This window comes from Arthrobacter sp. HMSC08H08 (genome assembly GCF_001807575.1).
Taxonomy (GTDB): Bacteria; Actinomycetota; Actinomycetes; order Actinomycetales; family Micrococcaceae; genus Pseudoglutamicibacter; species Pseudoglutamicibacter albus.
Genome location: NZ_KV789371.1, coordinates 22,500 through 47,862, shown reverse-complemented (window position 1 = coordinate 47,862; position 25,363 = coordinate 22,500). Strand labels below are relative to the sequence as shown.

General features: G+C 60.2%; 22 protein-coding genes. 12 read left to right on the top strand and 10 right to left on the bottom strand.

Annotation, left to right across the window (positions count from 1 at the left end; genetic code table 11):
- Positions 1 to 20: 20 nt before the first annotated feature.
- The 4 genes from mca to HMPREF3175_RS00185 all read left to right on the top strand — a co-directional run bounded on the left by mca (position 21) and on the right by HMPREF3175_RS00185 (position 2,775).
- Positions 21 to 989 carry a mycothiol conjugate amidase Mca gene (gene mca, locus HMPREF3175_RS00200; RefSeq protein WP_070490001.1) on the top strand — a complete coding sequence of 323 codons (969 nt, stop codon included), beginning with the start codon at positions 21 to 23 and terminating at the stop codon, positions 987 to 989.
- 59 nt (positions 990 to 1,048) lie between these two features.
- On the top strand, positions 1,049 to 1,351 hold the full coding sequence (locus tag HMPREF3175_RS00195; RefSeq protein ID WP_070489999.1) for a tripartite tricarboxylate transporter TctB family protein: 303 nt from the start codon (positions 1,049 to 1,051) through the stop codon (positions 1,349 to 1,351).
- Positions 1,348 to 2,127: an isoprenyl transferase gene (locus tag HMPREF3175_RS00190; RefSeq protein ID WP_070489997.1), complete on the top strand. Its 780-nt coding sequence runs from the start codon at positions 1,348 to 1,350 to the stop codon at positions 2,125 to 2,127. Before HMPREF3175_RS00195 ends, HMPREF3175_RS00190 begins: the two co-directional genes overlap by 4 nt.
- Positions 2,128 to 2,259: 132 nt before the next feature.
- Positions 2,260 to 2,775 carry a prepilin peptidase gene (locus HMPREF3175_RS00185; protein ID WP_052048287.1) on the top strand — a complete coding sequence of 172 codons (516 nt, stop codon included), beginning with the start codon at positions 2,260 to 2,262 and terminating at the stop codon, positions 2,773 to 2,775.
- A 190-nt stretch (positions 2,776 to 2,965) separates the two neighbouring features.
- Here HMPREF3175_RS00185 and HMPREF3175_RS00180 read toward each other — a convergent pair whose 3' ends face one another.
- From HMPREF3175_RS00180 to HMPREF3175_RS00170, 3 genes are all read right to left on the bottom strand, one after another.
- Positions 2,966 to 4,387, bottom strand: coding sequence for a class II fumarate hydratase (locus HMPREF3175_RS00180; RefSeq protein WP_035754942.1), 1,422 nt, complete (start codon positions 4,385 to 4,387; stop codon positions 2,966 to 2,968).
- Between the two features lie 10 nt (positions 4,388 to 4,397).
- The gene (locus HMPREF3175_RS00175; RefSeq protein ID WP_035754944.1) at positions 4,398 to 5,018 is read right to left on the bottom strand and encodes a carbonic anhydrase; all 621 of its coding nucleotides are present in this window, start codon (positions 5,016 to 5,018) and stop codon (positions 4,398 to 4,400) included.
- A gap of 149 nt (positions 5,019 to 5,167) precedes the next feature.
- Positions 5,168 to 5,833, bottom strand: a complete 666-nt coding sequence (locus HMPREF3175_RS00170) for a DUF4245 domain-containing protein (RefSeq protein WP_070489995.1) — start codon at positions 5,831 to 5,833, stop codon at positions 5,168 to 5,170.
- A gap of 142 nt (positions 5,834 to 5,975) precedes the next feature.
- On the opposite strand from HMPREF3175_RS00170, the gene HMPREF3175_RS00165 reads away from it, so the two are divergent.
- Positions 5,976 to 6,362 (top strand): DUF485 domain-containing protein, encoded by a 387-nt coding sequence (locus tag HMPREF3175_RS00165; protein ID WP_070489993.1) that lies wholly within the window; start codon positions 5,976 to 5,978, stop codon positions 6,360 to 6,362.
- A gap of 29 nt (positions 6,363 to 6,391) precedes the next feature.
- The gene (locus tag HMPREF3175_RS00160) at positions 6,392 to 7,948 is read left to right on the top strand and encodes a solute symporter family protein (RefSeq protein WP_070490139.1); all 1,557 of its coding nucleotides are present in this window, start codon (positions 6,392 to 6,394) and stop codon (positions 7,946 to 7,948) included.
- A 112-nt stretch (positions 7,949 to 8,060) separates the two neighbouring features.
- Here HMPREF3175_RS00160 and HMPREF3175_RS00155 read toward each other — a convergent pair whose 3' ends face one another.
- A complete protein-coding gene (locus tag HMPREF3175_RS00155) occupies positions 8,061 to 10,271 on the bottom strand; it encodes a BCCT family transporter (RefSeq protein WP_070489991.1) in 2,211 nt (736 codons plus the stop codon).
- 230 nt (positions 10,272 to 10,501) lie between these two features.
- Here HMPREF3175_RS00155 and glpX point away from each other — a divergent pair, with 230 nt between their 5' ends.
- Positions 10,502 to 11,446, top strand: coding sequence for a class II fructose-bisphosphatase (gene glpX / locus HMPREF3175_RS00150; protein WP_083285511.1), 945 nt, complete (start codon positions 10,502 to 10,504; stop codon positions 11,444 to 11,446).
- Between the two features lie 137 nt (positions 11,447 to 11,583).
- Here glpX and manA read toward each other — a convergent pair whose 3' ends face one another.
- The 4 genes from manA to HMPREF3175_RS00130 form a co-directional block, all read right to left on the bottom strand.
- Positions 11,584 to 12,834: a mannose-6-phosphate isomerase, class I gene (gene manA, locus HMPREF3175_RS00145; RefSeq protein ID WP_070489989.1), complete on the bottom strand. Its 1,251-nt coding sequence runs from the start codon at positions 12,832 to 12,834 to the stop codon at positions 11,584 to 11,586.
- Positions 12,835 to 12,898: 64 nt separating this feature from the next.
- Positions 12,899 to 14,632, bottom strand: a complete 1,734-nt coding sequence (locus tag HMPREF3175_RS00140; RefSeq protein WP_239446199.1) for an LCP family protein — start codon at positions 14,630 to 14,632, stop codon at positions 12,899 to 12,901.
- A gap of 35 nt (positions 14,633 to 14,667) precedes the next feature.
- On the bottom strand, positions 14,668 to 15,228 hold the full coding sequence (gene purE / locus HMPREF3175_RS00135; protein ID WP_370977498.1) for a 5-(carboxyamino)imidazole ribonucleotide mutase: 561 nt from the start codon (positions 15,226 to 15,228) through the stop codon (positions 14,668 to 14,670).
- The gene (locus tag HMPREF3175_RS00130) at positions 15,216 to 16,373 is read right to left on the bottom strand and encodes a 5-(carboxyamino)imidazole ribonucleotide synthase (protein ID WP_070489987.1); all 1,158 of its coding nucleotides are present in this window, start codon (positions 16,371 to 16,373) and stop codon (positions 15,216 to 15,218) included. Before HMPREF3175_RS00130 ends, purE begins: the two co-directional genes overlap by 13 nt.
- Positions 16,374 to 16,676: 303 nt before the next feature.
- Between HMPREF3175_RS00130 and HMPREF3175_RS00125 the strand changes: the two genes are divergently transcribed.
- Complete coding sequence (locus HMPREF3175_RS00125) at positions 16,677 to 17,159, top strand: GtrA family protein (protein ID WP_083285492.1); 483 nt, start codon at positions 16,677 to 16,679, stop codon at positions 17,157 to 17,159.
- 64 nt (positions 17,160 to 17,223) lie between these two features.
- Here the strand turns inward: HMPREF3175_RS00125 and HMPREF3175_RS00120 are convergent, their stop codons facing one another.
- Positions 17,224 to 18,072 (bottom strand): TIGR03089 family protein, encoded by an 849-nt coding sequence (locus tag HMPREF3175_RS00120; protein ID WP_141739856.1) that lies wholly within the window; start codon positions 18,070 to 18,072, stop codon positions 17,224 to 17,226.
- Between the two features lie 432 nt (positions 18,073 to 18,504).
- Here HMPREF3175_RS00120 and HMPREF3175_RS10565 point away from each other — a divergent pair, with 432 nt between their 5' ends.
- The 3 genes from HMPREF3175_RS10565 to HMPREF3175_RS00105 are packed head-to-tail and all read left to right on the top strand — an operon-like array spanning position 18,505 to position 24,267.
- Positions 18,505 to 19,158, top strand: coding sequence for a WhiB family transcriptional regulator (locus HMPREF3175_RS10565; RefSeq protein WP_141739855.1), 654 nt, complete (start codon positions 18,505 to 18,507; stop codon positions 19,156 to 19,158).
- Positions 19,155 to 22,664, top strand: coding sequence for a glycosyltransferase (locus HMPREF3175_RS00110; RefSeq protein ID WP_083285491.1), 3,510 nt, complete (start codon positions 19,155 to 19,157; stop codon positions 22,662 to 22,664). Before HMPREF3175_RS10565 ends, HMPREF3175_RS00110 begins: the two co-directional genes overlap by 4 nt.
- Positions 22,645 to 24,267 (top strand): DUF5719 family protein, encoded by a 1,623-nt coding sequence (locus tag HMPREF3175_RS00105; RefSeq protein ID WP_070489979.1) that lies wholly within the window; start codon positions 22,645 to 22,647, stop codon positions 24,265 to 24,267. The genes HMPREF3175_RS00110 and HMPREF3175_RS00105 overlap by 20 nt, the downstream gene beginning before the upstream one ends.
- Before the next feature lie 20 nt (positions 24,268 to 24,287).
- Here the strand turns inward: HMPREF3175_RS00105 and HMPREF3175_RS00100 are convergent, their stop codons facing one another.
- A complete protein-coding gene (locus HMPREF3175_RS00100) occupies positions 24,288 to 24,800 on the bottom strand; it encodes a metallopeptidase family protein (protein ID WP_083285490.1) in 513 nt (170 codons plus the stop codon).
- 141 nt (positions 24,801 to 24,941) lie between these two features.
- Between HMPREF3175_RS00100 and HMPREF3175_RS00095 the strand changes: the two genes are divergently transcribed.
- Positions 24,942 to 25,328, top strand: coding sequence for a DUF3499 domain-containing protein (locus tag HMPREF3175_RS00095; protein ID WP_035756219.1), 387 nt, complete (start codon positions 24,942 to 24,944; stop codon positions 25,326 to 25,328).
- The last annotated feature ends 35 nt before the right edge of the window (positions 25,329 to 25,363 follow it).

Below are 25,363 nucleotides of genomic sequence, written 5' to 3'. Positions count from 1 at the left end.
TGGGACATTCGCCGCGTAGTGTGCCTGATTCGTCTGGCTTGCGTGTACTTTCCGTGCACGCCCACCCCGATGACGAAGCCAGCAAGGGCGCATCGATGGCCGCCGCGTACGCGCAGGCCGGGGCGGAAGTGCTTGTCGTGACCTGTACTGGCGGTGAGCGCGGAGACATCCTGGTAGAGGAGGTCCAAAGCATGCCGCGCGCGCACCGCGACCTCACTGGTTTGCGCCGCGAGGAGATGAAGGTTTCCGCGAAGGCGCTCAACATCAAGCATGTTTGGCTGGGCTTCGAGGATTCGGGCCTGCCGGAGGGGGACCCGCTGCCGCCGCTTCCAGAGAGCTGCTTCGCCTCGGTTCCGCTCTATGATGCTGCCGCGCCGCTGGTGCATCTGGTGCGTACGTTCAAACCGCACGTGCTCATCACGTATGACGAAAACGGCGGATACCCACACCCGGACCACATTCGTACCCACCAGATCTCCGTCGAAGCGTTCCGTGCCTCCCACCGCGAAGACGAATATCAGGGCCTCGGTGAGCCGTGGACCATCTCCAAGATGTACTACGACCGCGCGTTCTCACTTGAGCGCTTCAAAGCCCTGGACGAGGCGATGCGTCAACGCGACGGTGTCTCTCCGTTCGGTGAGCGCATTGAATTCTTGGAAAGACGCCAACGCGACAGCACCAACCCCGCTGCCCGGCACCGTGTGACAACGCACGTGCCCATCAGTGGCTTGGTGCACTTACGTGATGAGGCCCTCCTGGCCCACCGTTCCCAGGTTGAACCGGGCGGCTTCTTCTTCGCGGTCCCTCCGGAGCTCGTGGAAGAGGTGTACCCGTGGGACGACTACGTGCTCGCGGCCACTCGCGTGCACACCGAACTACCGGAGTTCGACCTGTTCGCTGGCCTTCACGATGGCGAAGGTGAGCGCATCGGTACGTTGCGTCCGGTGCCGGAAGCCTTCAAGCCAGAGCTTGCCAACGAGCGGCGGTAAAATAGATCAATGCACGGGGGACGCCGGATCCTCGGATGCGTTGCGTATGGAAGGTGAGCATGCTTTTCTCAGTACTGGCCTACGTCCCAGCGAATCTGGGCACTGACTCGGATGAGTACCGCGCTGTTGGGCCCGGCTTCCCGGGGTTTGTGGCTATCGCATGCTTGGCGATCGCCGTTATCCTCCTGATCGTGTCTATGGCCCGCCGCATCCGCCGCCTCGATTACCAGCCGCCGGTTGAGACCGCTCAGGCTGAGCTTGTTGAGCAAGGCCAAACTGATGAAGTTGAACGTGAAGCACGCCGCCGTCTTGCCGAAAAATACGGTGAGAACGCCGAGCCGGGGCGAAGCCCGCAAGCATGAGGCTACTGAAGATCTCGTGGCCGCCGCGTTTCCTCTATGGCCTGTATGAGCGGCGGCTAGCGCGCGAGCTGGAGCCTGCGAAACTTCCCAGGCACATCGGCGTGATGGTCGATGGGAATAGGCGCTGGGCTAAGCTCGCGGGTGCGCCGACGGCCTCGGGGCACCAAGCGGGCGCGGATAAGATCCTTGACTTCCTTGAATGGTGCCGTGAGATCGGCATCCGTACCGTGACTCTCTACATGCTCTCTACCGATAACCTCAACCGCGACTCGGCTGAGGTTGCCGCACTGCTACGGATTATCGACGAGACCTTGAGCCGGGTGGGGTCTGAAGGGTCGATGCGCGTGCATCCGGTCGGGGCGCTGGATGTGTTGCCTGCCGAGCTTGCCGAGAAGTTGTGTGCGCTGCGTGACAGCACCGCTGGCCGTGGGGGCCTGCACGTGAATGTTGCGGTGGGCTACGGTGGCCGCCGCGAGATTGTCGATGCGGTGCGCGCTTTACTTGAAGACGCCGATACCCGCGGTATGAGCGCCGGCGAGGTCGCGAAGGCACTCGATGCCGATATGATCGCCAAGCATCTCTACACCTCGGGCCAGCCTGACCCGGACCTGGTGATCCGGACATCAGGTGAACAGCGCCTCTCCGGTTTCTTGATGTGGCAGTCGGCCTATTCCGAGTTCTATTTTTGCGAAGCTTTGTGGCCGGATTTCCGGCGCGTGGACTTCCTGAGGGCGTTGCGTGACTTCCAGCGGCGGCAACGCCGCTTCGGCTGCTGAACCGCGCTCCGCACGGACCCCGGGGAGCAATCCGCGCGTTAGCCTGTCCACAACTGTGATGCGGGCTGAATCTGTCCACAATACCGGGCAGTCCGTAGCGAGTCTTTGCAGGGTGCGCATAGCCTTGAGAGCATGCGCACCCTGATTCTTTCCTACGCCGGCTCAGGTTCGGTATGGGGCCTCATCGTGGCCGCCGCGCTGATGTGCGCATGCCTTGCGTTCTTAGGCTTCGGGGTAGTTCTGGCGGTCATCGATGCCCGCACGCATCGGCTCCCGAATGTGTGGGTAGCCCGCCTGAGTGCAGCGTGCGCTTTCTTCCTCACGCTCGCCACGTTCGCCTCGATCGGGGCGGGAACGTTCCTGGGGCTCCGGTGGATCCTGGCCGCCGTGTGCGGGGCAGTGGTGTTCATCGCGCTTCGCTGGATGACTGCTCAAGGGCTTGGCTTAGGGGATGTGAAACTCGCGCCCGTGTTGTGTGCGATGTGTGCGGTAGTCAGCTGGGGCCACGTTGTGTTGGCGGGGGTGTTGATGTGCCTGATCGCAGGCGTGCACGCGCTCATCGTGATGATCGCGACCCGCAACCCGCGCGCCTTCATCGCGTTTGGCCCAGCCATGCTGTGCGGAACAGGGCTCGCGCTCGCGCTCTAGCGGCGGCCATCTCAGCGCGGTCCCTTTCTAAAAGGGACGTTCCTAACAGGGGCATTCCTAACAGGCCGCGTAAAACAGCCCCGCGGGCACCCACCGTTGTGGTGAGCGCCCGCGGGGCTGTCGAGTTCAAGTGCCGCAACCGTATCCGGTTGTGGCACTTGAAATGTGTCGAGTCGAAACTCGAGGGCGCTTAGTTGAAGCGGCCGGTCATCGTGGTGACGTCGAGTGCCTTGTCGAGGTCAGCCTCGGATACCTTGCCCTCGCCTTCGCCAACGAAACCGAGCGCAACGGTCGCTTCGCGCACCGTCATGCCTTCAGCAACGGCCTTCTTGGCGATCTTCGCGGCGTTTTCGTAGCCGATGTACTTGTTCAACGGGGTCACCACGGATGGGGAGGCCTCAGCCAGGAAGCGTGCACGCTCCTTGTTGACGGTGAGGTCGTTGATCATCTTGTCTACCATCACGCGGGCGGTGTTGGTGAGCAGGCGGATCGATTCGAGCAGGTTGGCAGCCATGACTGGGATGCCGACGTTGAGCTCGAACGCACCGTTGGTCGAGGACAGCGAGATGGTCGTGTCGTTACCGATGACCTGCGCGCACACCATGGAAGAGGCCTCGCAAATCACGGGGTTGACCTTGCCCGGCATGATGGAGGAGCCTGGCTGAAGGTCTGGGATGTGCAGCTCGCCCAGGCCGGTGTTCGGGCCGGAACCCATCCAGCGCAGATCGTTGTTGATCTTCAACAGCGAGTAGGCGATGTTGCGCAACTGACCCGAGGCCTCGACGAGGCCGTCTCGGTTAGCTTGTGCCTCGAAGTGGTTGCGGGCCTCGGTGATTGGAAGCCCGGTGTTTTCCGCGAGGTTAGCAATGACCTTCTCGGGGAAGCCCTCTGGGGTGTTGATGCCCGTGCCAACCGCGGTACCGCCCTGTGGGACCTCAGCTACGCGTGGCAGGGAAGACTCGATGCGTTCGATGCCGTAGGCGACCTGTGCTGCGTAGCCACCGAAGACCTGACCCATCGTGACCGGGGTTGCGTCCATGAGGTGGGTGCGGCCGGACTTGACGACGTCCTTCCACTCAACACGTTTCTTCTCAAGCGCCTCGGAGAGGTACTTCAACGCCGGGATGAGGTCGTTGATGAGCGCGCCAGTGACAGCGACGTGAACAGAAGTTGGGAACACATCGTTGGAGGACTGGGAAGCGTTGACGTGGTCGTTTGGGTGGACCTGGGTCTCGGAGCCGTTGGCCTTCAGCTCGCGGGTAGCCAACTCAGCGATGACCTCGTTGGTGTTCATGTTCGAAGACGTTCCGGAGCCGGTCTGGAACACGTCGATCGGGAACTGGTCATCGTGCTTACCGGCGATGATCTCGTCAGCTGCGTGGAGGATCGCGTCAGCGATCTCCTGCGAAATCACGCCGAGCTCGAGGTTCGCCAGAGCTGCCGCGCGCTTAACCTGTGCGAGAGCGTGGATATGCTGCGGCTCAAGGGTTTTACCGGAGATCGGGAAGTTCTCAACTGCACGCTGGGTCTGTGCTCGGTACAGAGCATCAATCGGTACGAGGACCTCGCCCATCGTGTCATGTTCAGTGCGGAATTTAGGTGTTTCAGCCATATCTCAAATCTTACCGCTCAGAGTCGACGAGCTTGACCGTGCCCGTATCGAGCGAGTACACGGCACCCACAATCTTCACCTTGCCGGACTTTTCGGCACGGTAGAGCACCTGGGAAAGCTCACGCAGAATTTTGACGGTGCGCCGGGTGTGGATTTCAACAGCGCCGCTCAGGCCCGGAGTGTTCGCGTCCTCGCGGGCCTGAACCACGGACGGGAGGATGCGCTCAACGAGCGAGGCGATGCTACCTGGGGGAGTGTCCCCTGAATCCAGCGTTGCCTTCGCGGCTTCGACCGCGCCACAGGAGGTGTGGCCGAGCACCAAAACCAACGGGACCTTGAGCACCTCGACCGCGAACTCGATCGAACCGATCACGGTCTCGCCCAAAGCGTGGCCAGCGGTACGGATCGCGAACAGGTCGCCGTAGCCCACATCGAAGGCGTACTCCATGGGCACCCGGGAATCCGAGCACCCTACGACCGCGGCGATCGGGTGTTGCTCTTTACGCAGAAGTTCGCGGCGGGATTTATCCGAATTAGGGCGAAGCGGGCGGTCTAAAGCGGCGCGCTCGGCACCCTGAAGCAGGGTCTCAAGGGCTTGGTCCGGGGTGAGAGTTGGGTTGGTTGCTGGCATGGTGTCCTCGTGGTGACAGGCCCCTCATGATGAAGAGCGGTTGTGGTGAAGGGCGATTCAAGCCCATGATAGGGCGGTAAGTGGGCGGAATCGACGAAGGGTGCGGCTATGGCGCAGCGGTTACGGGCCTGCCGCGGTTACGGGCCTGTTTAGGGCGCTGACTTCTGAATGTTCTGGGCGACCTCAGGCAGGTGTTCGGCCACGTCGTTTTTCATGGTGATGACGTAGGTGAAGCCGTTGATCTTTGCGACCCAGCTGGTTCTGGCGTTGTCTCCCTTGCCGCCGGTTGCACGTTCGGTCCACTCGGTGCCGTCGACGTTGTGCTTCTTGCCGGTCGGGACGGAGCCGTCGGTTGCCAGGGTGACCCAGGAGTCGTTGGCTTTATCCGTTTGCTTGACGGCGGCGAAGGCCTCATCGCGGATCACGACGCCGAGGTCCCAGAACGCTACACCGTCAGCGGTGCCTGGGTTCCAGCGGGCGTAGTTGACGTACCAGCCCTCTGGTAGATCTGGTGCGATCGCATCGAAATCGAGGGTTTCCTTGGTTTGTTTCGCGATTTCTTCGACGTTGACGCGGTCGTTGTATTCGTGCTGCCTGTTCGCCGGGTTGAGAAGGATGACGGGGATCACCACGAGGATCGTCAGGGCGGTGGAGATGATCATGCCCTTGATGGTCTGGTTGGCGCGTTTGGCCTGCTTCTCAGTCAGCGGCGCCTTGAAACCCGGCTCTCCGGGGAGGGGCGAACGCTCAGCGCTGGGGGTCTCAGTTGCTGGAGGCTCAGCGTTGTGTTTTGCGTCGTCAGATTTCTCAAGCACGGCTCCATTGTCCCCCATATTGGGCACTACACGAACTGGTTATGGAATTTCGTGTGAAGAATGGGTAGATTCCAATCAACGAAACGTGATGCAAGTCACATTTTGTTTGTCATCTACTTTCTCCTCGAGGTAAGGACCGCTCATGGAGCAGAAATCCTACGATGATCTCGCGGAGCGGAGTATCGCGGTTCGTGACTCCCAGGAGTTTCAGAACCTGAAACGTTCCTTCATGCGGTTCATCGCACCCATGTCAGTGATCTTCCTGGTCTGGTACGTCATCTACATCGTGCTTGCTAGCTACGCCCCGGGCTTCTTTGGGATCAAGGTTTTCGGACTCATCAACGTCGCCTTGCTGTTTGGTTTGGCGCAGGTGGCCACGACGTTCATCATCACAACCCTGTACCGCCGGTGGGCGGATAAGAAATATGACCCGTTGGCCACAACGCTTGGTGAACGCATGGAATCGGGCGCGCTTTTGGCCGATGAGGAACGCGCCGCTTCAGAGTCGAATAAGGATGGTGCGGCGTGATCATCGATCAGATTAACCCGGTCATCAACATGATCGTTTTCGGTCTGTTTGTTGCGGTGACCCTCTACATTGTTTTCCGTGTTTCACGTAAAGGTTCCTCAGCTGATGAGTTCTATACCGGTTCGAGGTCTTTCTCCGGCCCACAGAACGGTGTGGCCATTGCGGGTGACTACCTTTCGGCGGCGTCATTCCTGGGCATTGTGGGTGCGATCGCGGTAGCCGGCTATGACGGCTTCCTGTATTCGATCGGCTTCCTCGTCGCGTGGCTCGTGGCTCTGTTGCTGGTTGCGGAGCTGCTGCGGAACACGGGTAAGTTCACGATGGCAGACGTGCTGAGTTTCCGCTTGCGTCAGCGTCCTGTCAGGATGGCGGCATCGCTGACAACCCTGGCCGTGTGTTTCTTCTACCTCATCGCCCAGATGGCTGGCGCTGGTGGCTTGGTTGCGTTGCTGCTCGGTATCGAGGGCAAGGCGGCTACCGCGAGTGTTGTGATCATCGTGGGTGTCTTGATGATCGTCTACGTGATCGTGGGCGGCATGAAGGGCACAACCTGGGTGCAGATCATCAAGGCTGTCTTGTTGGTTCTTGGCGTGGCGATCCTCTCGATCGTTGTGATGGCGAAGTTCGGTGGCAACTTCTCGGACCTGTTGCAGGCGGCGGTTGATAAGTCGCCGAAGGGCGAGGCCGTTTTGATGCCTGGTTTGAAGTATGCGAACCCGCTGGACTTCATCTCGCTGGGCTTGGGCCTGGTCTTGGGTACCGCAGGTCTGCCGCACGTTTTGATGCGTTTCTACACCGTGCCGACGGGTAGGGAAGCGCGGCGTTCGGTTGTGTGGGCCATCTGGATTATTGGTGCTTTCTACGTCATGACCCTGATCCTGGGCTACGGCGCGGCGGCACTGGTCGGTCCGGACATCCTGACGGCGAAGACCACCCCGGGTGGCGAGAACGCGGCAGCCCCGCTGTTGGCTTTGGAGATCGGTGGGCCGGTACTCATGGCCGTGGTTTCGGCGATCGCGTTCGCAACGATCCTCGCGGTTGTGGCTGGTCTTGCGATCACCGCGGCAACCTCGTTCTCGCACGACATTTACACCTCGGTCATCAAGAAGGGCGAGATCACCCCTGGCCAGGAGGTCAAGGTCGCTCGCTTGACGGTTGTGGCGATCGGTGTGCTCTCGATTATCGGCGGCATCGTTGCGCTGGGCCAGAATGTCGCGTTCTTGGTTGCGTTGGCTTTCGCTATCGCGGCCTCGGCGAACCTCCCGGTGATCCTGTATTCGTTGTTCTGGAAGCGTTTCAACACGGGCGGGGCTTTGTGGTCGATGCTCGGTGGCTTGTTCACGACCCTGATCTTGATCACGTTCTCGCCGGCGGTTTCGGGTAAGCCGACCTCGATGTTCCCGAACCTGGACTTCGCGTTCTTCCCGCTATCCAACCCGGGTATCGTCTCGATCCCGGTCGGGTTCTTGCTCGGCATCCTCGGCACGTTCCTCACCAAGCCTTCCGAAGATCACGATGCGAAACACGCGATCATGGAGGTCCGCGCCTTCACTGGTGCTGGCGCGGAAAAGGCCTCGGAGCACTAGGCCAGTCGCTACTCGGGCGTCAAGTGACGGAACGCGAAACCTCGCGAAAAGGGCTGTGGCCCCAGCATCACTGATGCTGGGGCCACAGCCCTTAAACGGAAGCGCTGAGCCGTTACTGGCCTTGCGGTTTAGGCTTGTCGCCGTTGCCAGCGGATTCCTCGTCAGCGGCCTTATCAGGTTCTTCTTCGACGATTGCGCCTTCTGGAACGTCGATGCCTTCGGCGAGGGCTTCTTGCGTGATGACTATGTCGCCCGTCTCAGGATCGACCAGGGAAGGCTGTTGCTCAGCGGGCAGCGGCTTGCCGTCATCATCGAGGTACAGCCCGGAGTCGTAGTCGAAGCCGATCGGGTTGCCGTCGGCGTCGGTACGGGCATACCAGTCGGTGAACTCATCCGAGGTCGAATCGAAGTTGCGGCCGGCCGCGTATTCGTTATCGGATTCGACGACGCGCAGCTCAAAGTTATCGCCGTGCTCTTCGATACCGTATTTGACGGCGTTGGACAGCGCCACGTCTTCGAACTTCTGGCGGATCACCAGCGGGTCGGTCCGCATCTCTTTATAGAGCGCGATCGCCATCAACGCGAGCACCACCGCGAACGGTAGCGCGGTGATCGTAATGAGGTTCTGCAAGCCTTGCAACGCGGTCTTACCGGCCATCAACAGGATCACCGCGGCGATGCCTGCCATCAAGATAGCCCAGAACGCGGTAATCCAGCGCTTAGGGTGCGGGTTGCCGCGCTGGGACAGCTGGGAGTTCACGATCGAAGCGGAGTCCGAGGTCGTGATGAAGAAGACCGCGAGCATCACAATCACGATCGGGGCCACAAACTGCGCTCCCGGGAGGTGCTCAAGCACCACGAAGAAGATGTCTTCAGGGGCGGGCAGTTTATTGATGTCGTCGCCGGCAGCGATATCACCTGTGCTGCGCTGCAGATAGATCGCGGTGCCGCCGAGGATCGTGAACGCGAGGATGATGATCGAGGACGGGATCGCCAGGACGCCGACCACGAACTGGCGGACCGTGCGGCCCTTGGAGATCTTCGCGACAAAGACACCCACGAATGGCGCCCAGGAAACCCACCAGGCCCAATAGAACGTGGTCCATGCGGAGAGGAACGCGTTCATCTCCGGGGAATCAGCGGTCGTGGCCGCGAGCATCGTAGGCAGTTCAGCGAAGTAGGTCGCCACAACGCCAGGGATCACGTTGACCAAAAAGACGGTAGGGCCAACCACAAAGAAGAACAGTGCCAGGGCAAGCGCCAACACGAGGTTGATGTTGGAGAGCCGCTTAATACCCTTGCTCACACCCGATACTGCCGACCAGATGGTTCCGATGGTCAGCAACACGATGATGATGAGCGCGAGCCTATTAGCGCCCGGGCTCCAGCCGGTCACGAGTTCGAAGCCTCGGCCGATCTGGAGCGCACCGATACCGAGCGAGGCCGCGGTACCGAACAGGGTTGCGATGATCGCCAGGCCGTCGATGACGCGGGCACGCACCGAGCTTGAGGTTCCACCCCACAGTGGCGTGAGGATCGAGCTCATGAGCGGTACGCGGCCGCGGCGGTAGGAAACATAGGCGACAGCCAAACCCACGATGCCGTAGATGGCCCACGCGTTGATGCCCCAGTGAAGCGCTGACTGCGCCATCGCTTTTTTGACCGCATCCACTGTGGCTGGATCGTATGCGCCGGGGCGAGGGGAGAGGTAGTAGGTCATCGGCTCGTATGGGCCGAAGAAGATCACACCGATACCGATGCCGGCGCCGAAGAGCATCGCCGCCCACGAAACCGTCGAGTATTCAGGCTTATCGCCCTCCAACCCCAGCGGGATGCGCCCATACTTGGTGAAAGCGAGCACCAGAAGGTAGATCACGAGCACGATCGCCAGCGAGTTGAAGATCCACCCGAGGTTAGTCATGATCCAGGTGAGCGCGGCTGTGGTTGAGGACAGCACCTGATCAGGCTGGAGAACACCCCAGACCACAAAACCGATCACGGCAAGACCGACCGTGATGAGCATCGGCTTATCTACGCCGTAGCGGATTTTCTGGTGGTCAACATCCACGCCGGGAACGAGTGCCGGGTGGATGTTGTGTGGGTAGCGGTTGAGTCCGCCGAGGAACTCGCCGGCTTTACGCCCGACCGTCTTCAGCGTTTGCCCGGCGGTCGGTTTAGGGGTCCGCCTCTCGCGGTTCTCCGCTGTTAGAGGGTGCCCGGGATGTTCCGGTTTGCCTGCGCCCTTGCTTGGGCGACGCCTCTTTTGTTGACTGTTCTCAACCGGTTCTTCCGGTTGAGAATCCAGTTCATCATTGGATGACATCTTCTCTCCTCAGGGTCAAGGTGTAGCCCTCATCATATAAAGATTGGGTTTTCTTGCTAGTTGGGGGACTGACTGTTTACGGGGTGGGCATATGATGAACGTGAGGCCCGAGGCCGTGATAACTGCAAGCGAGAACACTGAATGAGGACTCCGTGACGCAAGAGCAGGACTACACCCAACTGTCCCCTAAGCTGTCTGTTTCAGAGGCGGCTCCAGACCGGAATTTGGCGATGGAGCTGGTCCGTGTGACCGAGGTTGCCGCGATCGCCTCCGCACCGTGGGTTGGCCACGGGGATAAGAACGCGGCTGACGGCGCGGCTGTCGATGCGATGCGCGCGATGCTCACGACCGTTGATTTCAACGGTGTTGTGGTGATCGGTGAGGGCGAGAAAGATGAAGCCCCGATGCTGTATAACGGCGAGCACGTGGGTTCCGGTAACGGCCCTGAGGCTGATGTTGCGGTTGACCCGATCGACGGAACCCGCCTGACTGCGCAGGGTTTGAATAACGCGTTGTCCGTTATGGCGGTCGCTGAGCGCGGCACGATGTATGACCCGTCGGCGGTGTTCTATATGGACAAGCTCGTGACCGGGCCGGAGGCAGCGGATTCGGTCGATCTTCGCTTGCCGATCGGTGAGAACATCCGCCGTGTAGCCAAAGCTAAGGGCAAAAAGCCGTCCCAGGTAACGGTAACCGTTCTAGACCGTCCGCGCCACGAAGAGATGATCAAAGAGATCCGCGAGGCGGGTGCGCGCACCAAGCTGATCCTAGACGGTGACGTTGCCGGGGCGATCGCAGCGGCGCGCCCTGATTCCGGTGTTGACATGCTCGTGGGTATCGGCGGAACCCCAGAGGGCATTGTGACCGCGTGCGCTATCCGTGCGCTAGGCGGCGTGATCCAGGGCCGCCTGCACCCAACCGATGATGCCGAACGCGAGGCGGCCGAGAAGGCTGGTTTGGACGTCAACCAGGTCCTATCCACCGAAGACCTGGTCACGACCGATAACTGCTACTTCGTGGCAACCGGCATCACCGACGGCGACCTGCTGCGCGGGGTCCGCTACCGTGGCGACCGCATCGTGACCCAGTCGCTCGTGTTGCGCGCTAAGTCCGGCACTATCCGCGAAGTCACTGCAGAGCACCGCGCCGATAAGTGGGACGGATTCACCCGCTAAAGCAACGGCGCGTAGCCTGGAGCGTGATCAAACCGTAGAGCACTAGCGCTGGAGGGGCGTGGGTGAAGATTCATCCACGCCCCTTCAGCGTTAACCAGGTTCTCTGGGCTAGGTTTTCTGCGCCGGATTCTTGAGACCTATGCCGCGGCAGCCGGTTTCTGGCGTGCACGCGGGGTCGCGCACATATACGCGTGGGCTTGCTCGTCAGATTCGATGGAGAGTTCACCGGCGGCGGCAGGGATGAATGCGGATTCGCCGCGGGTGAGCTGAACCTGGCTTCCGTCTGAACCGCTCACCGTGACGTTGCCTGCGAGCGCGATGATGCAGGCTGGGCCACGCAAAGACACCGCCCCGGTTGAGGTGCCGTTGATGCGGATGAGCTCGAACTCATCGAAATCGGTCGAATACAGCTCAACGCCCGGCTTTTCCTGGGTTGGCCGCACCCACGTAGGCTCGAGCGAGGCGAAGCGGGTGATCGAAAGCAGCTCGTCCACGTTGATGTATTTGGTCGTCATCCCGCACCGCAGCACGTTATCCGAGTTGCCCATGACCTCAATCGCTGTCCCGTGGAGGTAGGCGTGAATGTTGCCGGCCTGCAAAGCCACGGCTTCACCCGGCTCAAGCTCGACGTAGTTCAGCAACAGCGACACTAGAACGCCGGCGTCCTGCGGGTATTTGCTCTCAATCCACGGAAGCAACGGAAGCAGCGCATCGACCTCTTGCAGAGCATCGGCATCGCGGGTAGCTATGTCCTCTACGATCCGCACGGCGTCAGTAACGATCTCAGCGATGTCCTCGATGCCGTTGAGCACATAGGACAACGCGGCCTTATAGTCCCGGTTCTCCAGATGCTCGATGACGGTCTGCGCGAGCATGCGCGTGCTTTCCCGCGAAGAGTTATCCCGCAACAGCTCCCACGCCGGGATGCTCGCCTCTGCGGAACGGAAGCCCGTCAAAGCCTTGAACGGAGTCAACGCGAGGATCATCTCTGGCTTAGGCCGCGGATCTTTATACATCCGATGGGGAGCCTCGATCGGCACGCCTTGTCTTTCCTCAAGCTCAAACCCGGCTTGTGCCTGGAACGCATCAGGGTGCACCTGCAAAGACAACGGGGCATCCGCAGACAGTACCTTCATCAAGAACGGAAGGCTCACACAATCTGCTGGCTGGGAAGCGAGCACCTCAGAGCCGAGCATCGCCTCAGGGTTTTCCTTCAAAACATCCGCCAAGGAACGGCCGTTAGTGCGCAAACGGCTTGGCGCGCCCGGGTGCGAACCGATCCACAGTTCGGCCTCTGGGCCTCCTGTGGGCGTTCGCCCTAAAAGCTCGGTAATCGCGGAAGATGAACCCCAGTCATAGTCGCGGATGGAATTATCCAATTTCTCCACGGCTATCACGTCTCCTGACTCTCATAAACATCCAGGCCTATGGACCCGGATGGGGCAGGTCAGCCTAGCCGACCTTGCACGAATCGTTGTTTTGAGCAATCTGCTCAATCCGGCCGGTGTCGCCAACATACTCAAGTTCCTGCAGGTACTTCTCCGTAATCGGCGAACCATCACGCTGTGTGGTGATGACCTGATCTTCCGCCCCCAATGAGGCCTCAGAGGAAGGCTCAGGTGAACTCTGAGTAACTTGCGGTTTAGATTTGCCAGAAGCCTGACCCTGGTGCGAAGACTGCTGCGTATCCTGCTGGCCGGAATCCTGCGGTTTGGATCCCTGAGGTTGAGAATCGCGCGGCTTATCGTCTTCAGCCTTCGCACCATCGTCGGTAGCTTTGGCAACCAACTGGCCTACACGCTGATGAATCAGATCATAATCAGGGTAAGTCGAGAACAAGTCACCCGGTTTACCGAAATCTGGGGCACCCAACGTGAGCCTTAAGAATGAATGCTGACGCGTCTTCTCTGCTAACCCAATAAACGAACCCAACTGGGACTGCGGAATATTCGTGCGAACAATCTCCTCACCCGAATCCATGATCTGGGTGAAGTTCACCAAAACATTCTGCGGAGTGAACTGCTTGATCATCGCCTGCTGCAAACACTGCTGCCGGCGAATACGGTGATAATCCGTTGCGAAATCACGCGAACGCGCAAACCACAACGCCTGTTTACCCGTGAAGTGATGCTCACCCGGGCTGAACCACTTGGTGCGCAAACCCGTATTCGGGTCCCGCTTCCCGTTATAAGGAACCCAACCGCCAGAGACGATCTTGACCCCACCCAACGCATCGATCAGGTGCTCAAAACCACCCATATCGACCGTGACATACATGTCGATCTGCAATCCGGTGACGGCGCTCGCCGCCTCCATCGTCGCAACCGCACCCGGGTCTTTAGTATCCGGGTACTTATCCGCATGCTCTTGCTCCACGGTCGGATAGATCGCATTGAAAATGCATTCATCCCCACAGTTGAAGCCGTTCGGATACACCTTGCGCATCGGCGAACCCTCAGGGAAAGGCGCGTTCTGCAAATTACGCGGAATCGAAATCACAACAGCACGGCCAGACTTCGCATCAATCGACCACACCTGAGCCGAATCCGGACGCAAACCCACACGCGACTTACCCGCATCCCCACCAAGAACCAAGATGTTATAGCGGCCATCAACCGGATCAACCGCCGGGCCGGAAGCGAAAATAGTGCCCAGCGTGGACTTGCTCTTGAACGCAAGATACGAGCCATAACCCAGCCCGCCAGAGGTGATCACCACAGCCAGCGCCGTGAACACAGTGACGATGCCGCGCATACCCGGCGCCAACATCGTCGGCTTCGTGATCCGGTAAGTGTGAACGAAAAGCAACAACCAGCCCACAGCGAGCACAGCCAACACGATGCCCACGAGCACCAAAACCCACGGCCTGCTGAACACATCGAGCAGTGATCCACGGTTGATCAGCGCCCACGCAACCAAGATGAGCAACGCAACCCACACGCTCACCGTGACCGTGAGAGCCTTACGCCCCAAAGACTTATATCCGGTCACAAGCTGCGCGCCGCCTGGCACCAGAAGCGTCAACAACCACAAAATCCAGGCACGCTTAGAACGGCCCGGCGCGTTCAACTGCTCCGGATCAGGAACGGGGGAGGTCTTCAAAGATGCAGGCTGAGTCTGGAAAGATGCAGACCGAGCCTTGAAAGACGCGGATTCTGCTTTGAAATGTTGCGAGGAATCGTTCACGTTCAAACCTATGGAGAACTGCCGCCTGAAACGGCCTACCGGGCTGACGACTCAGCTGCGCGCTTCTGTGACAAGGCACGGCCCTTAGCTTCAGCGCCGGCACGCATCTGCTCGGCATAGTCTGCCAGAGCCGCAGATATGCGGGAGGCTTCCTCGCCTGCGCCGCAACCTAAGATCCGGGCCGCATACAAGCCGGCGTTCTTGGCGCCGTCTACCGCCATCGTCGCAACAGGGACACCACCTGGCATCTGAACGATCGAGAGCAAAGAGTCCAAGCCTTCAAGGTTCTTCAAGCTCACCGGAACACCGATCACCGGCAGAGTCGTGACAGAGGCGAGCATGCCCGGCAAATGAGCCGCACCACCCGCGCCAGCGATGATGACCTCAAAACCCTTCGATGCGGCATCCGTGCCGAACTGGATCATCTGATGCGGCATCCGGTGAGCCGAAACAACATCAACGAAATACTCGATGCCCAACTCGTCCAATACATCGGCCGCAGCTGACATGGTTGGCCAGTCCGAATCCGAACCCATCACAATCGCAACGCGAGGCTGCTTCTTCTCACCACTCATACCCGAGCTCATGCATCGCATCCTTTACTCATGATGTCCGCGGCAACACGCGCCTTCTGGCGCACATCGTCCAGGTTCTCGCCCTCGAAACCGACACGGTTAACATGGCCGATCTTACGGCCTGGACGCACCGCCTTGCCGTAAACATGCACTTTAACCTGGGGATCGGTCGCCAACGCGTGCGGCAAGGTAGCGGCGAGATCCTCATTGGCCCCACCCAAGAAGTTCTTCATCACGGCAACAGGTGCCAACGGTTCAGCAGATCCCAACGGCAGGTCAGCGACCGCACGCAGATGCTGCTCAAACTGACTCGTCACCGCGCCATTCTGGGTCCAATGCCCGGTGTTGTGCGGCCGCATCGCAAGCTCATTGATCAGAAATCCGGGGCCACGGCCTGGAGTCTCAAACAACTCGACGGCCAAAACACCTGTAACACCCAGCTCGGATGCAATCTTCAACGCGGTCTGTTGCGCGGCTTGGGCGGTCTCAACGGGGAGGTCCTGCGCCGGGGCGATCACCTCATCGCACACCCCAGCAACCTGAATCGTGTGGGCCACAGGCCACGCGGCAGTCTCACCCGAGGGGCGGCGAGCAACCAAAGCAGACAATTCACGCGAGAAATCCACCAATTCCTCACACAACACCGCGCCGCGCTCACACCATTCGCTGACCCGGGCAACATCAGCCGCGGAATCCAGCTTCTCAACGCCCTTGCCGTCATAGCCGCCACGCGGGGTCTTCACGATGATCGGCCAACCGATCTTCTCACCGAAAGCCCGAACCTCATCAGCGGAACTTGCTGAGCACCACTTAGGGTTCGGCAACCCCAAACGCTCAACGGCCTCACGCATCACAATCTTGTCTTGGGCGTGAATCAACGCATCCGGGCCAGGGTGAACCCGCACACCCTTCTCAACCAGCTCATGCAGAATCTCAGCCGGAACATGCTCGTGATCAAACGTGACAACATCCACAGTGGAGGCGAAATCCAGGACCGTCTGTCGATCCTTATAGTCACCCACCGGCGCGTGAGCCACCGCCCGTGCACTCGCGGTCTCTTCCGACTCACACAGAATGGAAAGCTCGATCCCTAAATCAATAGCCGCCGGGGCCATCATCCGGGCCAGCTGGCCCCCGCCAATCACACCAATGCGCAAAGTTTTCATCTTTTCTAGTCTAAGATAAGGCCCTTGTAGACCAGGGCTCATCCGAGCAGGCTGAATGTGATCTGCGACCCACGCGGTACGCATCCACCTACAGGACTACAAGAAAAACGAAAACCGCCAGTACAGTGGGCAGAATGAGACCGCGGGTAGAACGCGAGACAGTGGGCCGGGTGGGCTCGCTACACACGCTCTGCCGCAACGATTAGCTCCGTAAGAGACAGCGTACTGACAACGACTGCGTACTGACAACGACAGCGCCGTGAGAATGTCAGCGCCATATTTACTGCAACGAGGAGGCACCGCATGATGCGAACCCTTTGGAGCAAAATGCGTACTCTCATCGAAGTGATGTGGCGCGAAGTCGCCAAGTTCGGTGTCGTGGGCGCTGTTGCCTGGGTTATCGACACAGCCGTGTTCCTGTGGCTTATCAAAGGCCCGATGTCAGATGCGGAAGTGTGGGCTAAAGGGTGGGCGACCGTGGTCGCCTCGATCTTCTCGTGGGCTGCAAACCGCTGGTGGACCTTCCGCCACCGCCGCAACAACCGGTGGGCGCGAGAATTCGTGCTCTTTGCCGTGATGAACGCGATTGGCCTGCTGATTGCTGCCGGATGTGTCTTCTTCACCAAGTACGTGCTTCAGATGACCAGCCCGATGGCGCTGTTCATCGCAGGCTCCGTTGTGGGGCTCGTGCTCGGAACCATTTTCCGCTTCATCGCCTACCGCTTGTGGGTCTTCAACGAGGCAAGCGCCACCGAGACCAAGCAGCGCCACGAAGTCACGCTCTGAACACTCGGTCACGCTCTGAGCACTCGGTGGCGCACTCAGTGTGAGGTCATGCTCTTAGCACGCGTTATACAACACCCGTAGTGATGGCTCGTGTGATGCGTTCTTGTTCGCATAGCGAATCAGTCGGCTTACCCTCAACCAGGGATTCGAGGGGCAGCAGGACCAGCGAACCTTCGGATCTGCATGCCAAAAGCGATGCCATAGCCGCCGACCAATCACCGAGCCTCCAATCACCGGACCTCCAGCCGCCAGCCGTGGCATCCCGAGCCGCCTCGGCCTGAACGGCGGTCCCGCCTACCCCAAGCCAGGAGACGGACGTGGCTGCGCCATCGTTGGCCTCCGTATAGGCCATGTGTTCAAGCGCGGTGGTGTCTAGACCATCGACGTCCCACGCGGCTTGCGCGGCGGCAGCGGCCGCGAACGCCAGCGCATCGGGTTGTGCGCGGACCTCAGCTGCGTGATCGACCATCCCTTCGGGGACTTCGCCCGGGAAGGAAACCGCGAGGGCCTCAAGTGTTACTGCCAGGACGTCAGGGGCGGACATGTGCGCGGAGGGATTGCCAGTGATGACGAGGTCGGCGCTTTCCTCATGATCCGTGACGGTAGCGCCTAAAGAAAGGGCTGCCAACGCTAGTGGGAGTGTGCGCCAATGCGGCGGAACGTCAAGATGGACCGTATAACCGGGGCCGATCCCGAATTCCATCTCTAATAAGCCGGCGTTCTTGGCCCACCAGTTAACAAGTACCCGGCCGGAGAGTTCGATGCGGTGGCCACGGGTTCGGTCGACCAGTAGGGGTGTGGTCGCGGTTCCGCGCTCAGCGATCAAACTCAGGGCCTGGGGGATCCTGAGCTCGAGCGACTCATCGTGTAGTGGGGGAGTGTGAGGTGAGGGGGTGTTGGGGGTAGAAGTCATACTCATATTTAACGTCAGGGATGCGCTTGAAAGGTAGTTCTCAGACACCCTCGGATGGTCACTTTTTTGATCTGCCCGAGTCTTTCTAGGCGACCGCAAAACACCCCAAACAGCGCAAATACCTAATAATTTCTAAGCTAACGCAAAGGTTTTTGTGTAGTAGCTCCAGGCTTGCGGCCTCAATCTTCATGGTGATACAAAAGCCATTTTTTGGCTCGATTTCGCGACGTCGGCATTTGACGAATCGTTCTTACGTGGATGTAATTATGTGTGTGCGCCGAGCTCGGTAGTACACCTGAGGGTACGAGTGAGCTAGGCGCGCCAAACCACCCCCAACGGTTATGCAATTGTTAGGAAGCTGACCTGAGGTGGGAGGCGTCGAAAACGGCGCAAGATTTTGATGTGGCGAACGGATGAAGGGACGCATGACACATGGCACAGCGTGACCGCTACGAGCTCGCGGAGGCCCGCGAGGAACGAGCAGTTGTTACGCGCGATGTGCCCGGCGATTGGTTCCTCGATCCAGCGGACCCTGAAGCCGGCACGCGCTACAACAGCAATCTTGACTTAGAAGATGCTGCGACCGCTTTCCTGGCGGCGCATTCCTCTTCCGATGCCCCGGAAGCGCTGGCGACTGTAACGCCGCTGCACACCGAGGGTTTCGATGCCACTCAACTCGACACTGCACGGCCAGGTGCTACGCAGTTCAATGCTGACCAGTTTGGTAATGCCGAAACGAACGCTGGAAATGCGACGAGCCTACTCGAAGCGGCACCGAGTGCAGGATCAGCTCCTGCCGAGGTGGAGAAGCCGTCGTCCCAGCAGTTCGTTTCACTCTCCGAATTCATGGGAATGGCAGACGACGGTGAGCTCGGCTGGCAGACCCAGGCACTGTGTGCCCAGACTGATCCGGAAGCGTTCTTCCCTGAAAAGGGCGGCTCAACCCGTGACGCTAAGAAGGTTTGCGGTTCGTGCGCGGTCCGTGCACAGTGTCTTGAATATGCACTGAAGAATGACGAACGCTTTGGTATCTGGGGCGGGATGTCTGAGCGTGAGCGTCGTCGACTTCGAAAGCAGGGTGCCTGATCAGTAGCGCAGCTCATGTAACGGCAGTTGTTGTCACCCATGATGCCGCATCGTTTTTACCGGCCACGGTCGAAGGTCTTATGACCCAGACCCGGCCGGTCGATGCGTTATATGGCGTTGATACGGGTTCACGGGATGGCTCCGCGCAGCTACTTCGCGAGCTTCTACCTGAGTCGGCCGTGGTCTTAGAAGAGCCTGGAACCCACTTTGGTGCGGCTGTTCAGCGAGCTGTAGATCACATGCCTTCGCAGGGCGAAAGCGCAGCCCGTGAATGGCTGTGGTTTATCCACGATGACTCCGAGCCTGCCGCTGATGCGCTTGAGTTGATGCTTGCGGAGATCAGCAAGTCTGAATCCACCGCGGTCGCTGGCGCTAAACAGGTGGATGCCAGCGACCGAGTGCATCTGCTGGACGCCGGTCTGAGCCTGACCCGCCACGGTGAACGGTTCGCTGGTGTTGGTCTTGAAGAAAAAGACCAAGGCCAGTACGACATGTATACGGACCGTTTAGGCGTCAACTCTGCTGGGATGTTGATTCGCCGCGATGTGTTTGAGGAGCTCGGCGGGTTTGATCCGGCTCTTCCTGGTGTTGGCGATGACGTCGATTTGGGGCGGCGTGCATGGCTTGCAGGCCACCGTGTGGTGCTTGTTCCGGGTGCGTATATGTTTCACCGGCCCGATGTGGTCAAGGACATCGCGGGTGAGGACGCCCAATACGCTGCCGCGAAATACACGCGTTTGAAGTATGCGGCACCGCTGACTTCCTTTTTTCTTGGCCTGTGGATGATCGTCTCCGGGTTGGGTAGCGCTGTGGCGCGCCTGATTGCTGGAGATACGCACACTGCGGGGCTTGAGTTCCGGCACGCGTTCGCCCCGTTGACCCGCATGGGGGCGGTGCGCAGGGGCCGGAAATCGGTGCGGCGTATCCGGAAGGTTCCTCGTTCGAGTGTGAACAGGCTTCTGGTGGGCCGTGCGCAATACAGAGACCACGAGCGGGCTATCCGCGACGGGTTGATGTTGCATGATGCTGAAGCCCAAGCGGATCAGACAACGCGTGCCGAGGCCAGCGGTGACGATGATTCCTTTGAGGCCGCGGCCGCCGATGGCCGTACGACCCGCGGCGTTGCTGCCGGGGTGATCGCGGTGGCTCTCGCCGCGATCGTTGGCGCGGTGACGTTCCGTGGCGCGATCATGGCTAAGGGCATCGCAGGTGGAGCGTTGTTGACGCCGAATGATTCGCTGTCACAGATGTGGCATGCCGCGGTTTCGCCGTGGTCCACCGAGATGTTCGGTATGGCCTCTGGGCCGGATGCTTTCGCTGGGATCTTGTTCTGGCTTGCACTCATCAGCGGCGGTAACGCTCCGATGGGTATTGTGGTCGCCTATTTCTTAGCTTTGCCGGCTGCCGCGTTCACGATGTGGTGGGCTCTGCGTCTGGTGACGCGCGCTCCGGCTTTCCGCGGCATCGGCGCGTTGCTGTGGGCTTTGGCTCCGGTGTTCGCGGTTGATTTGACGCAAGGCCGGATTGCTCCCGCGTTGGTGCATGTTGTTCTCCCGCTGTTGGTGTATGCGTTGGCGCGCGCGGTAGGTGTTCGTGGCGCGGTGGGCGTTGCCTCCTATTCGGAGAATGAAGGGCTGTCCTCGTGGCCTTCGGCTGTTTTCGCGAGTGTTCTTGCCGTTGTGGTGGTTGCCGCTGAGCCGTTGTGGCTGGTTCCGCTCGTGGTCTTCACGCTGGTTGCCGCCGTGGTTTCTCGCCGGGCTCGGGTGTTGGCGTGGGTTCCTGTTCCTGCGTTGATCGCTTCCGCCCCTACGGTTCTTGATGCGATCCGCACCCCGCGGATTGCTTTGGCGCAACCTGGCTTGCCGCTGCCGGGTGAGCCGACGCCTGCGTGGCAGGCTTTGCTGGGTTTCCCATCGGGTTTCGATGCGGGCTCTACCGTGACGGGGTGGGGTTGGCTTCCTGGAGGTCATGGAGCGCTGATCGTTGCGCTGGCGTGCGGTGTTCCGTTGCTGCTGATGGGCTTGATCGGGCTGGTTGCTCCGCTCAAGCGGGCTATGTGGATCCGAGTGTTTGCGTTGGTAGCGTTGGTTGTGTTCGCGGCATCGGTTGCTGCGAGCTGGCTGGTTGCCTCCACTGTTGGTGGGCAACGCACCCACTATTACGTGGGTTCCGCGGTGAGCCTCGTGTGGCTCGCTTTTGTTTTCTCGGCCGGCGCGATGCGTGAGGCGGGGACTGTACGGATCCGGGCGCACGTGCAGCGGACACGGTGGACGGGCAGGCTGGTTGCTTACTCGGTCATGGTCACGATGCTGGTGAGTGGGACCACCTGGCTGGCTCCGATGACGCAATCGGATTCGGCTGCTCAGGATGCTGACCGTGGTCTGGGGATGCAACCTGCTGTTCACGCTGTGGAGGAAACGACGCTTCCGGTCACAGCAGCTGACCGCGGTGTGGGGCCGTTTGAGGAACGCACCCTTGTTCTATCCGGTGCCGAGGATGGTCTCTTCCGCGCCAACATCGTGACCGGTGATGGCTTGCATCTGGAAGAGGTGCGTTTACGTCCGCACGCGAGCGCGCTGGGTGGCAGCGTGTTGGATCCGTCTGGCACCGTGATCGCTGAGGCGCCGAAGGGCCAAAACCTAGCCAAGGAAGCTGTTGCCGGTTTGGTTTCCGGTGACGGCGGCGATGCCGCTGAAACGCTAAGGCAACTGGGTGTTGGCTACATCGTGATGAAGGCCGCACCTAATAATGGCAGTGTTGCGAAGAACCTGGATTCGATCCCTGGTATCGCCGCGGTGACCCGTGGCGAGCGGTCGCCGGCCTGGCTGTGGCAAGTGGACACTTCGGAGGCGACTCAGGAACTCTATGAGCTGACGGGCTCTGTCACTTCTCGCGTACGCGTTGAGGCCGCTGATGGCACGATGCTGCAGCTGCTCAAGAGCGAGCACGGCGCGGTGACCGATCAGAAGACTGAGACCACGCAACCTGGCTCGCAAGGGTCGGCTGGCTCGGAAGGACAAGCTGGCTCGGAAGGTTCTGGCCGCTTGGTGGTCATGGCAGAGAACTTCGATTCCGGTTGGAGCGCAAGCCTCAACGGTAAAGATCTGCAACCACAGAAATACAAGGGCTGGATGCAGGCCTTCGAGTTGCCTGTAGAGGACGGCACGTTGAATATTACGTATTCGACGTGGTGGCAGACCCCGTGGCTGATTCTTTCGGCGATCGTAGCGGCGTTCTGTGCGCTGTCGATGATGCCGATGCCGCGCGGATGGCGCAACCGCGTCCGCTACGTGCCGGTCTACCGTGAACCATACGATCCGGATGCGGTAGCAACAAACGCGCCGGAAACCGAAGCAACGGACACGCCGGAGCATGCAGCTGAGCCTGAACTAGCAGATGAATCTGAACCAGCAACTGAACCCAACCCAGCAGATGAATCTGGTCCAGCAGGTGTGTCAGAGACTGACCTAGTGGAGGAGGGTGAGCGTGAGCGAAAAGAAGACTGACGATCCAGCGCCTCGCACCGCGCGGTCGCGTTCGAAGGTTGTTCTCGCCGCCGCCACTGGTGCGTTGCTCGTTGCAGGTTTCGGTGCTGTTTCGGTGGCTGATCATTTCTTAGCCCCGGACACAGACGGGGAGCCGTTGGCGATCGCTGCGACCTCGTTGCCGGTTTCTGAAAGCACACTTGTGTGCGGGCCTACTATCGCGGCGGCTTCCACCAATCAGGGGGCCACGGATTCTGCCTACGCGCCTGGCGCTGACCACGCGTCCTCCACGCTGCGCGGCATAGCCTTAGGGGACCGGGGTATGCGCGTTCCTGGAGCGCGCATCGTAAGCGGGGATAAGACTGAGCAGGTTTCGAAGGATCTTCCGGAACAGGAAGCTCTCAAGGTCGCAACGCGTAACGAACAGGGCCTGTCTGGAACGAAGGCCGTTGGCAAGGGTGGTGTGAAGGCCAACGATTCGGCGTGGTTCACGGTTCAGGGGCTCGGCGGTAATGCTTCACCGGCGGCGGGTGTGCGTACTATCCGGCAAAAGGATGGGGACCTGGAAGGTTTCGCGAGTGTGCCGTGCACGGCACCTTCTACGTCACACACGATTGTGGGTGGCTCCACAACGTTGGGGCATGCCGCTGTTTTGGTGGTGACTAACACGCAACAGGCGACCGCTACGGTGCAGGTCGATGTCTCTACCAAGGATGGGGTGAGCTCGGCTGGAATCCCGCAGTTCACGCTCAACCCGGGCGATACTCGCACGATCAACCTGGCCTCGGCTGCCTCTGATGCCGATGCGGTCGCGGTCACGGTGAATTCTTCGGGCTCGCCTGTGCGTGCCGCTGTGGCTCAGACCGCGCTCAGAGGTTTGGTTCCCGGTGGTATCGACAGTGTTGAGGCTCAAGCCGAGCTGGGTCAGAAGGTGATCATCCCGGGTGTTCAGGCTCAAGACCCTGCGGCTGACCGTTCCGCACGCCGCACTGAGGAAGCAGGGGATCTGACCCCCTCCGTCATCCTCTACAACCCGGCGGCTAAGAAAACTCAGGCCACCGTGACGGCGGTGCGCGATAACGGCACGTCTGTTGACCTCGGCTCAGTGGCCTTGGAAGGGCGCAGCGTGGGCAGTGTTGCTACGGATGCTTTGCCGGCGGGCACCTATTCGATCGTGGTTGAGGCGGATACTTCGGTTGCTGCGACCGCGCGGCTACTTCGCGGACAGGACGCCGATAAGGCCCACGACGTGGCATATATCCCTGGCACCTCAGCGCTGGGCAACCAGAACCTGGTTGCGCTTCCGGAGCAGGGGGCGGCGCGGTTGAGGATCTTCGCAGACCACGATGCGGTGGTTACGGTCACGCCGGTCTTAGGTAACGGCACGCTCGGTAAAGCTCAGCGCGTTGAAGTCGCTGCCCAGCGCACGGTTGAAGTCGAGCCAGCTAAGAACGCGGTGGGCTTGCACGTTGCCTCTAGCCGCGGAGAAGCCTACGCATCGGTTGTGACTACCGACGGCGTGGGAATCGCTGCGATGAATGTTCTCAACACGGATCAATCCAACGCTGCAGTGCGGGTGGATCTGAACCCGGTTGCTCCGCGATCCGTAAGCGGCGAATACTAGAAACCGCGGGCTACCGGTATCTAACGGTGAGGGCCTGTCCCATAGATCGGGTCGATCTCTTCAGGCGGGACGTTGAGGAACTCACTCACGAGCTCAATCACAACGTCAGCGACGATGTGCGCCAAGTGGTGCTCATCCACAGCCGAGGTCTCGATCGGTCTGCGAAACAACACCACATGGCGTGTGCTGCGGTGTGGGTTCCGGCGCTCTTGCCTCACTGTTGCAACCCCGAGCGGGACCGTTTCACCGCGGGCGGTAGCCCGCTCCAGGGACGCGGAGGTCGGTGCGGTCCGCACCGCAAAATTGATGCCTTGAAGCTCATCTGCCCACGTTTCGAAAAGCCGGTCAACAACCTCCCACATGATCTGTTCAACCCGCTGATTCCGGCGCTCAGCACCAGGCGACATCGGCGGTAGGACGTTTCCACGCCATCGCCCACGCACATCGGCGCGGCGACGTTGAACGCCTCCACTGACTGCCCGCGAAGCCAACGAACCTTCTCTGAGTGGGTGTGGATCGATTCTCCAGCTCATACCGCCAGCATATCCACGCCCAACCGATACCCAGAAGGTTGAGCCCAAAAGGTTGAGTCTAGAACCATTGAGCAGAGTCACGCATCAGTTTCCGGCCCTGCCTCCACCTCTTTACCTAACGCGACTAGTACGCTATCAAGCGTGGAATCTCAACGTTTTTGTTCTCGTCCAGGGTGCCGCAGGGAAGCGTACGCAACCTTGACGTATGCGTACGCAGACTCCACCGCCGTGCTCGGCCCGTTGGCTCTGAAAGTGGAGCCGCACGCATACGATCTGTGCCGCCACCACGCCGACCGCCTATCGGTCCCGCTCGGCTGGGAGCTTCTGCGGCTAGACATCCCAGAGCAACGGAAACCACTGTCCAAGGACGACATGTATGCCCTGGCAGATGCCCTCCACCAAGAGGAACAGCGGGACCAGGAACAAGCTGAAAGGACAGCCCCTCGCCGCACACGCGAGCGCCTCGGCGGAGAGAACGCTCCGCCACCAGCTAAACCCGGCCTGCACTTGGTGCGTGATGACGACTAAAACCTTCACCGGCAGCGCCGCGCTCTAGATTTCTC

What these genes read in the sequence shown, in the direction of transcription:
- HMPREF3175_RS00195 (WP_070489999.1), top strand. Translation starts at nt 1,049, where the DNA reads ATGCTTTTCTCAGTACTGGCCTACGTCCCAGCGAATCTGGGCACTGAC.
- HMPREF3175_RS00190 (WP_070489997.1), top strand. Translation starts at nt 1,348, where the DNA reads ATGAGGCTACTGAAGATCTCGTGGCCGCCGCGTTTCCTCTATGGCCTG.
- HMPREF3175_RS00185 (WP_052048287.1), top strand. Translation starts at nt 2,260, where the DNA reads ATGCGCACCCTGATTCTTTCCTACGCCGGCTCAGGTTCGGTATGGGGC.
- HMPREF3175_RS00180 (WP_035754942.1), bottom strand. Translation starts at nt 4,387, where the DNA reads ATGGCTGAAACACCTAAATTCCGCACTGAACATGACACGATGGGCGAG.
- HMPREF3175_RS00175 (WP_035754944.1), bottom strand. Translation starts at nt 5,018, where the DNA reads ATGCCAGCAACCAACCCAACTCTCACCCCGGACCAAGCCCTTGAGACC.
- HMPREF3175_RS00165 (WP_070489993.1), top strand. Translation starts at nt 5,976, where the DNA reads ATGGAGCAGAAATCCTACGATGATCTCGCGGAGCGGAGTATCGCGGTT.
- HMPREF3175_RS00160 (WP_070490139.1), top strand. Translation starts at nt 6,392, where the DNA reads ATGATCGTTTTCGGTCTGTTTGTTGCGGTGACCCTCTACATTGTTTTC.
- HMPREF3175_RS00155 (WP_070489991.1), bottom strand. Translation starts at nt 10,271, where the DNA reads ATGTCATCCAATGATGAACTGGATTCTCAACCGGAAGAACCGGTTGAG.
- glpX (WP_083285511.1), top strand. Translation starts at nt 10,502, where the DNA reads ATGGAGCTGGTCCGTGTGACCGAGGTTGCCGCGATCGCCTCCGCACCG.
- purE (WP_370977498.1), bottom strand. Translation starts at nt 15,228, where the DNA reads ATGCGATGCATGAGCTCGGGTATGAGTGGTGAGAAGAAGCAGCCTCGC.
- HMPREF3175_RS00130 (WP_070489987.1), bottom strand. Translation starts at nt 16,373, where the DNA reads ATGAAAACTTTGCGCATTGGTGTGATTGGCGGGGGCCAGCTGGCCCGG.
- HMPREF3175_RS00125 (WP_083285492.1), top strand. Translation starts at nt 16,677, where the DNA reads ATGATGCGAACCCTTTGGAGCAAAATGCGTACTCTCATCGAAGTGATG.
- HMPREF3175_RS00120 (WP_141739856.1), bottom strand. Translation starts at nt 18,072, where the DNA reads ATGACTTCTACCCCCAACACCCCCTCACCTCACACTCCCCCACTACAC.
- HMPREF3175_RS10565 (WP_141739855.1), top strand. Translation starts at nt 18,505, where the DNA reads ATGGCACAGCGTGACCGCTACGAGCTCGCGGAGGCCCGCGAGGAACGA.
- HMPREF3175_RS00100 (WP_083285490.1), bottom strand. Translation starts at nt 24,800, where the DNA reads ATGAGCTGGAGAATCGATCCACACCCACTCAGAGAAGGTTCGTTGGCT.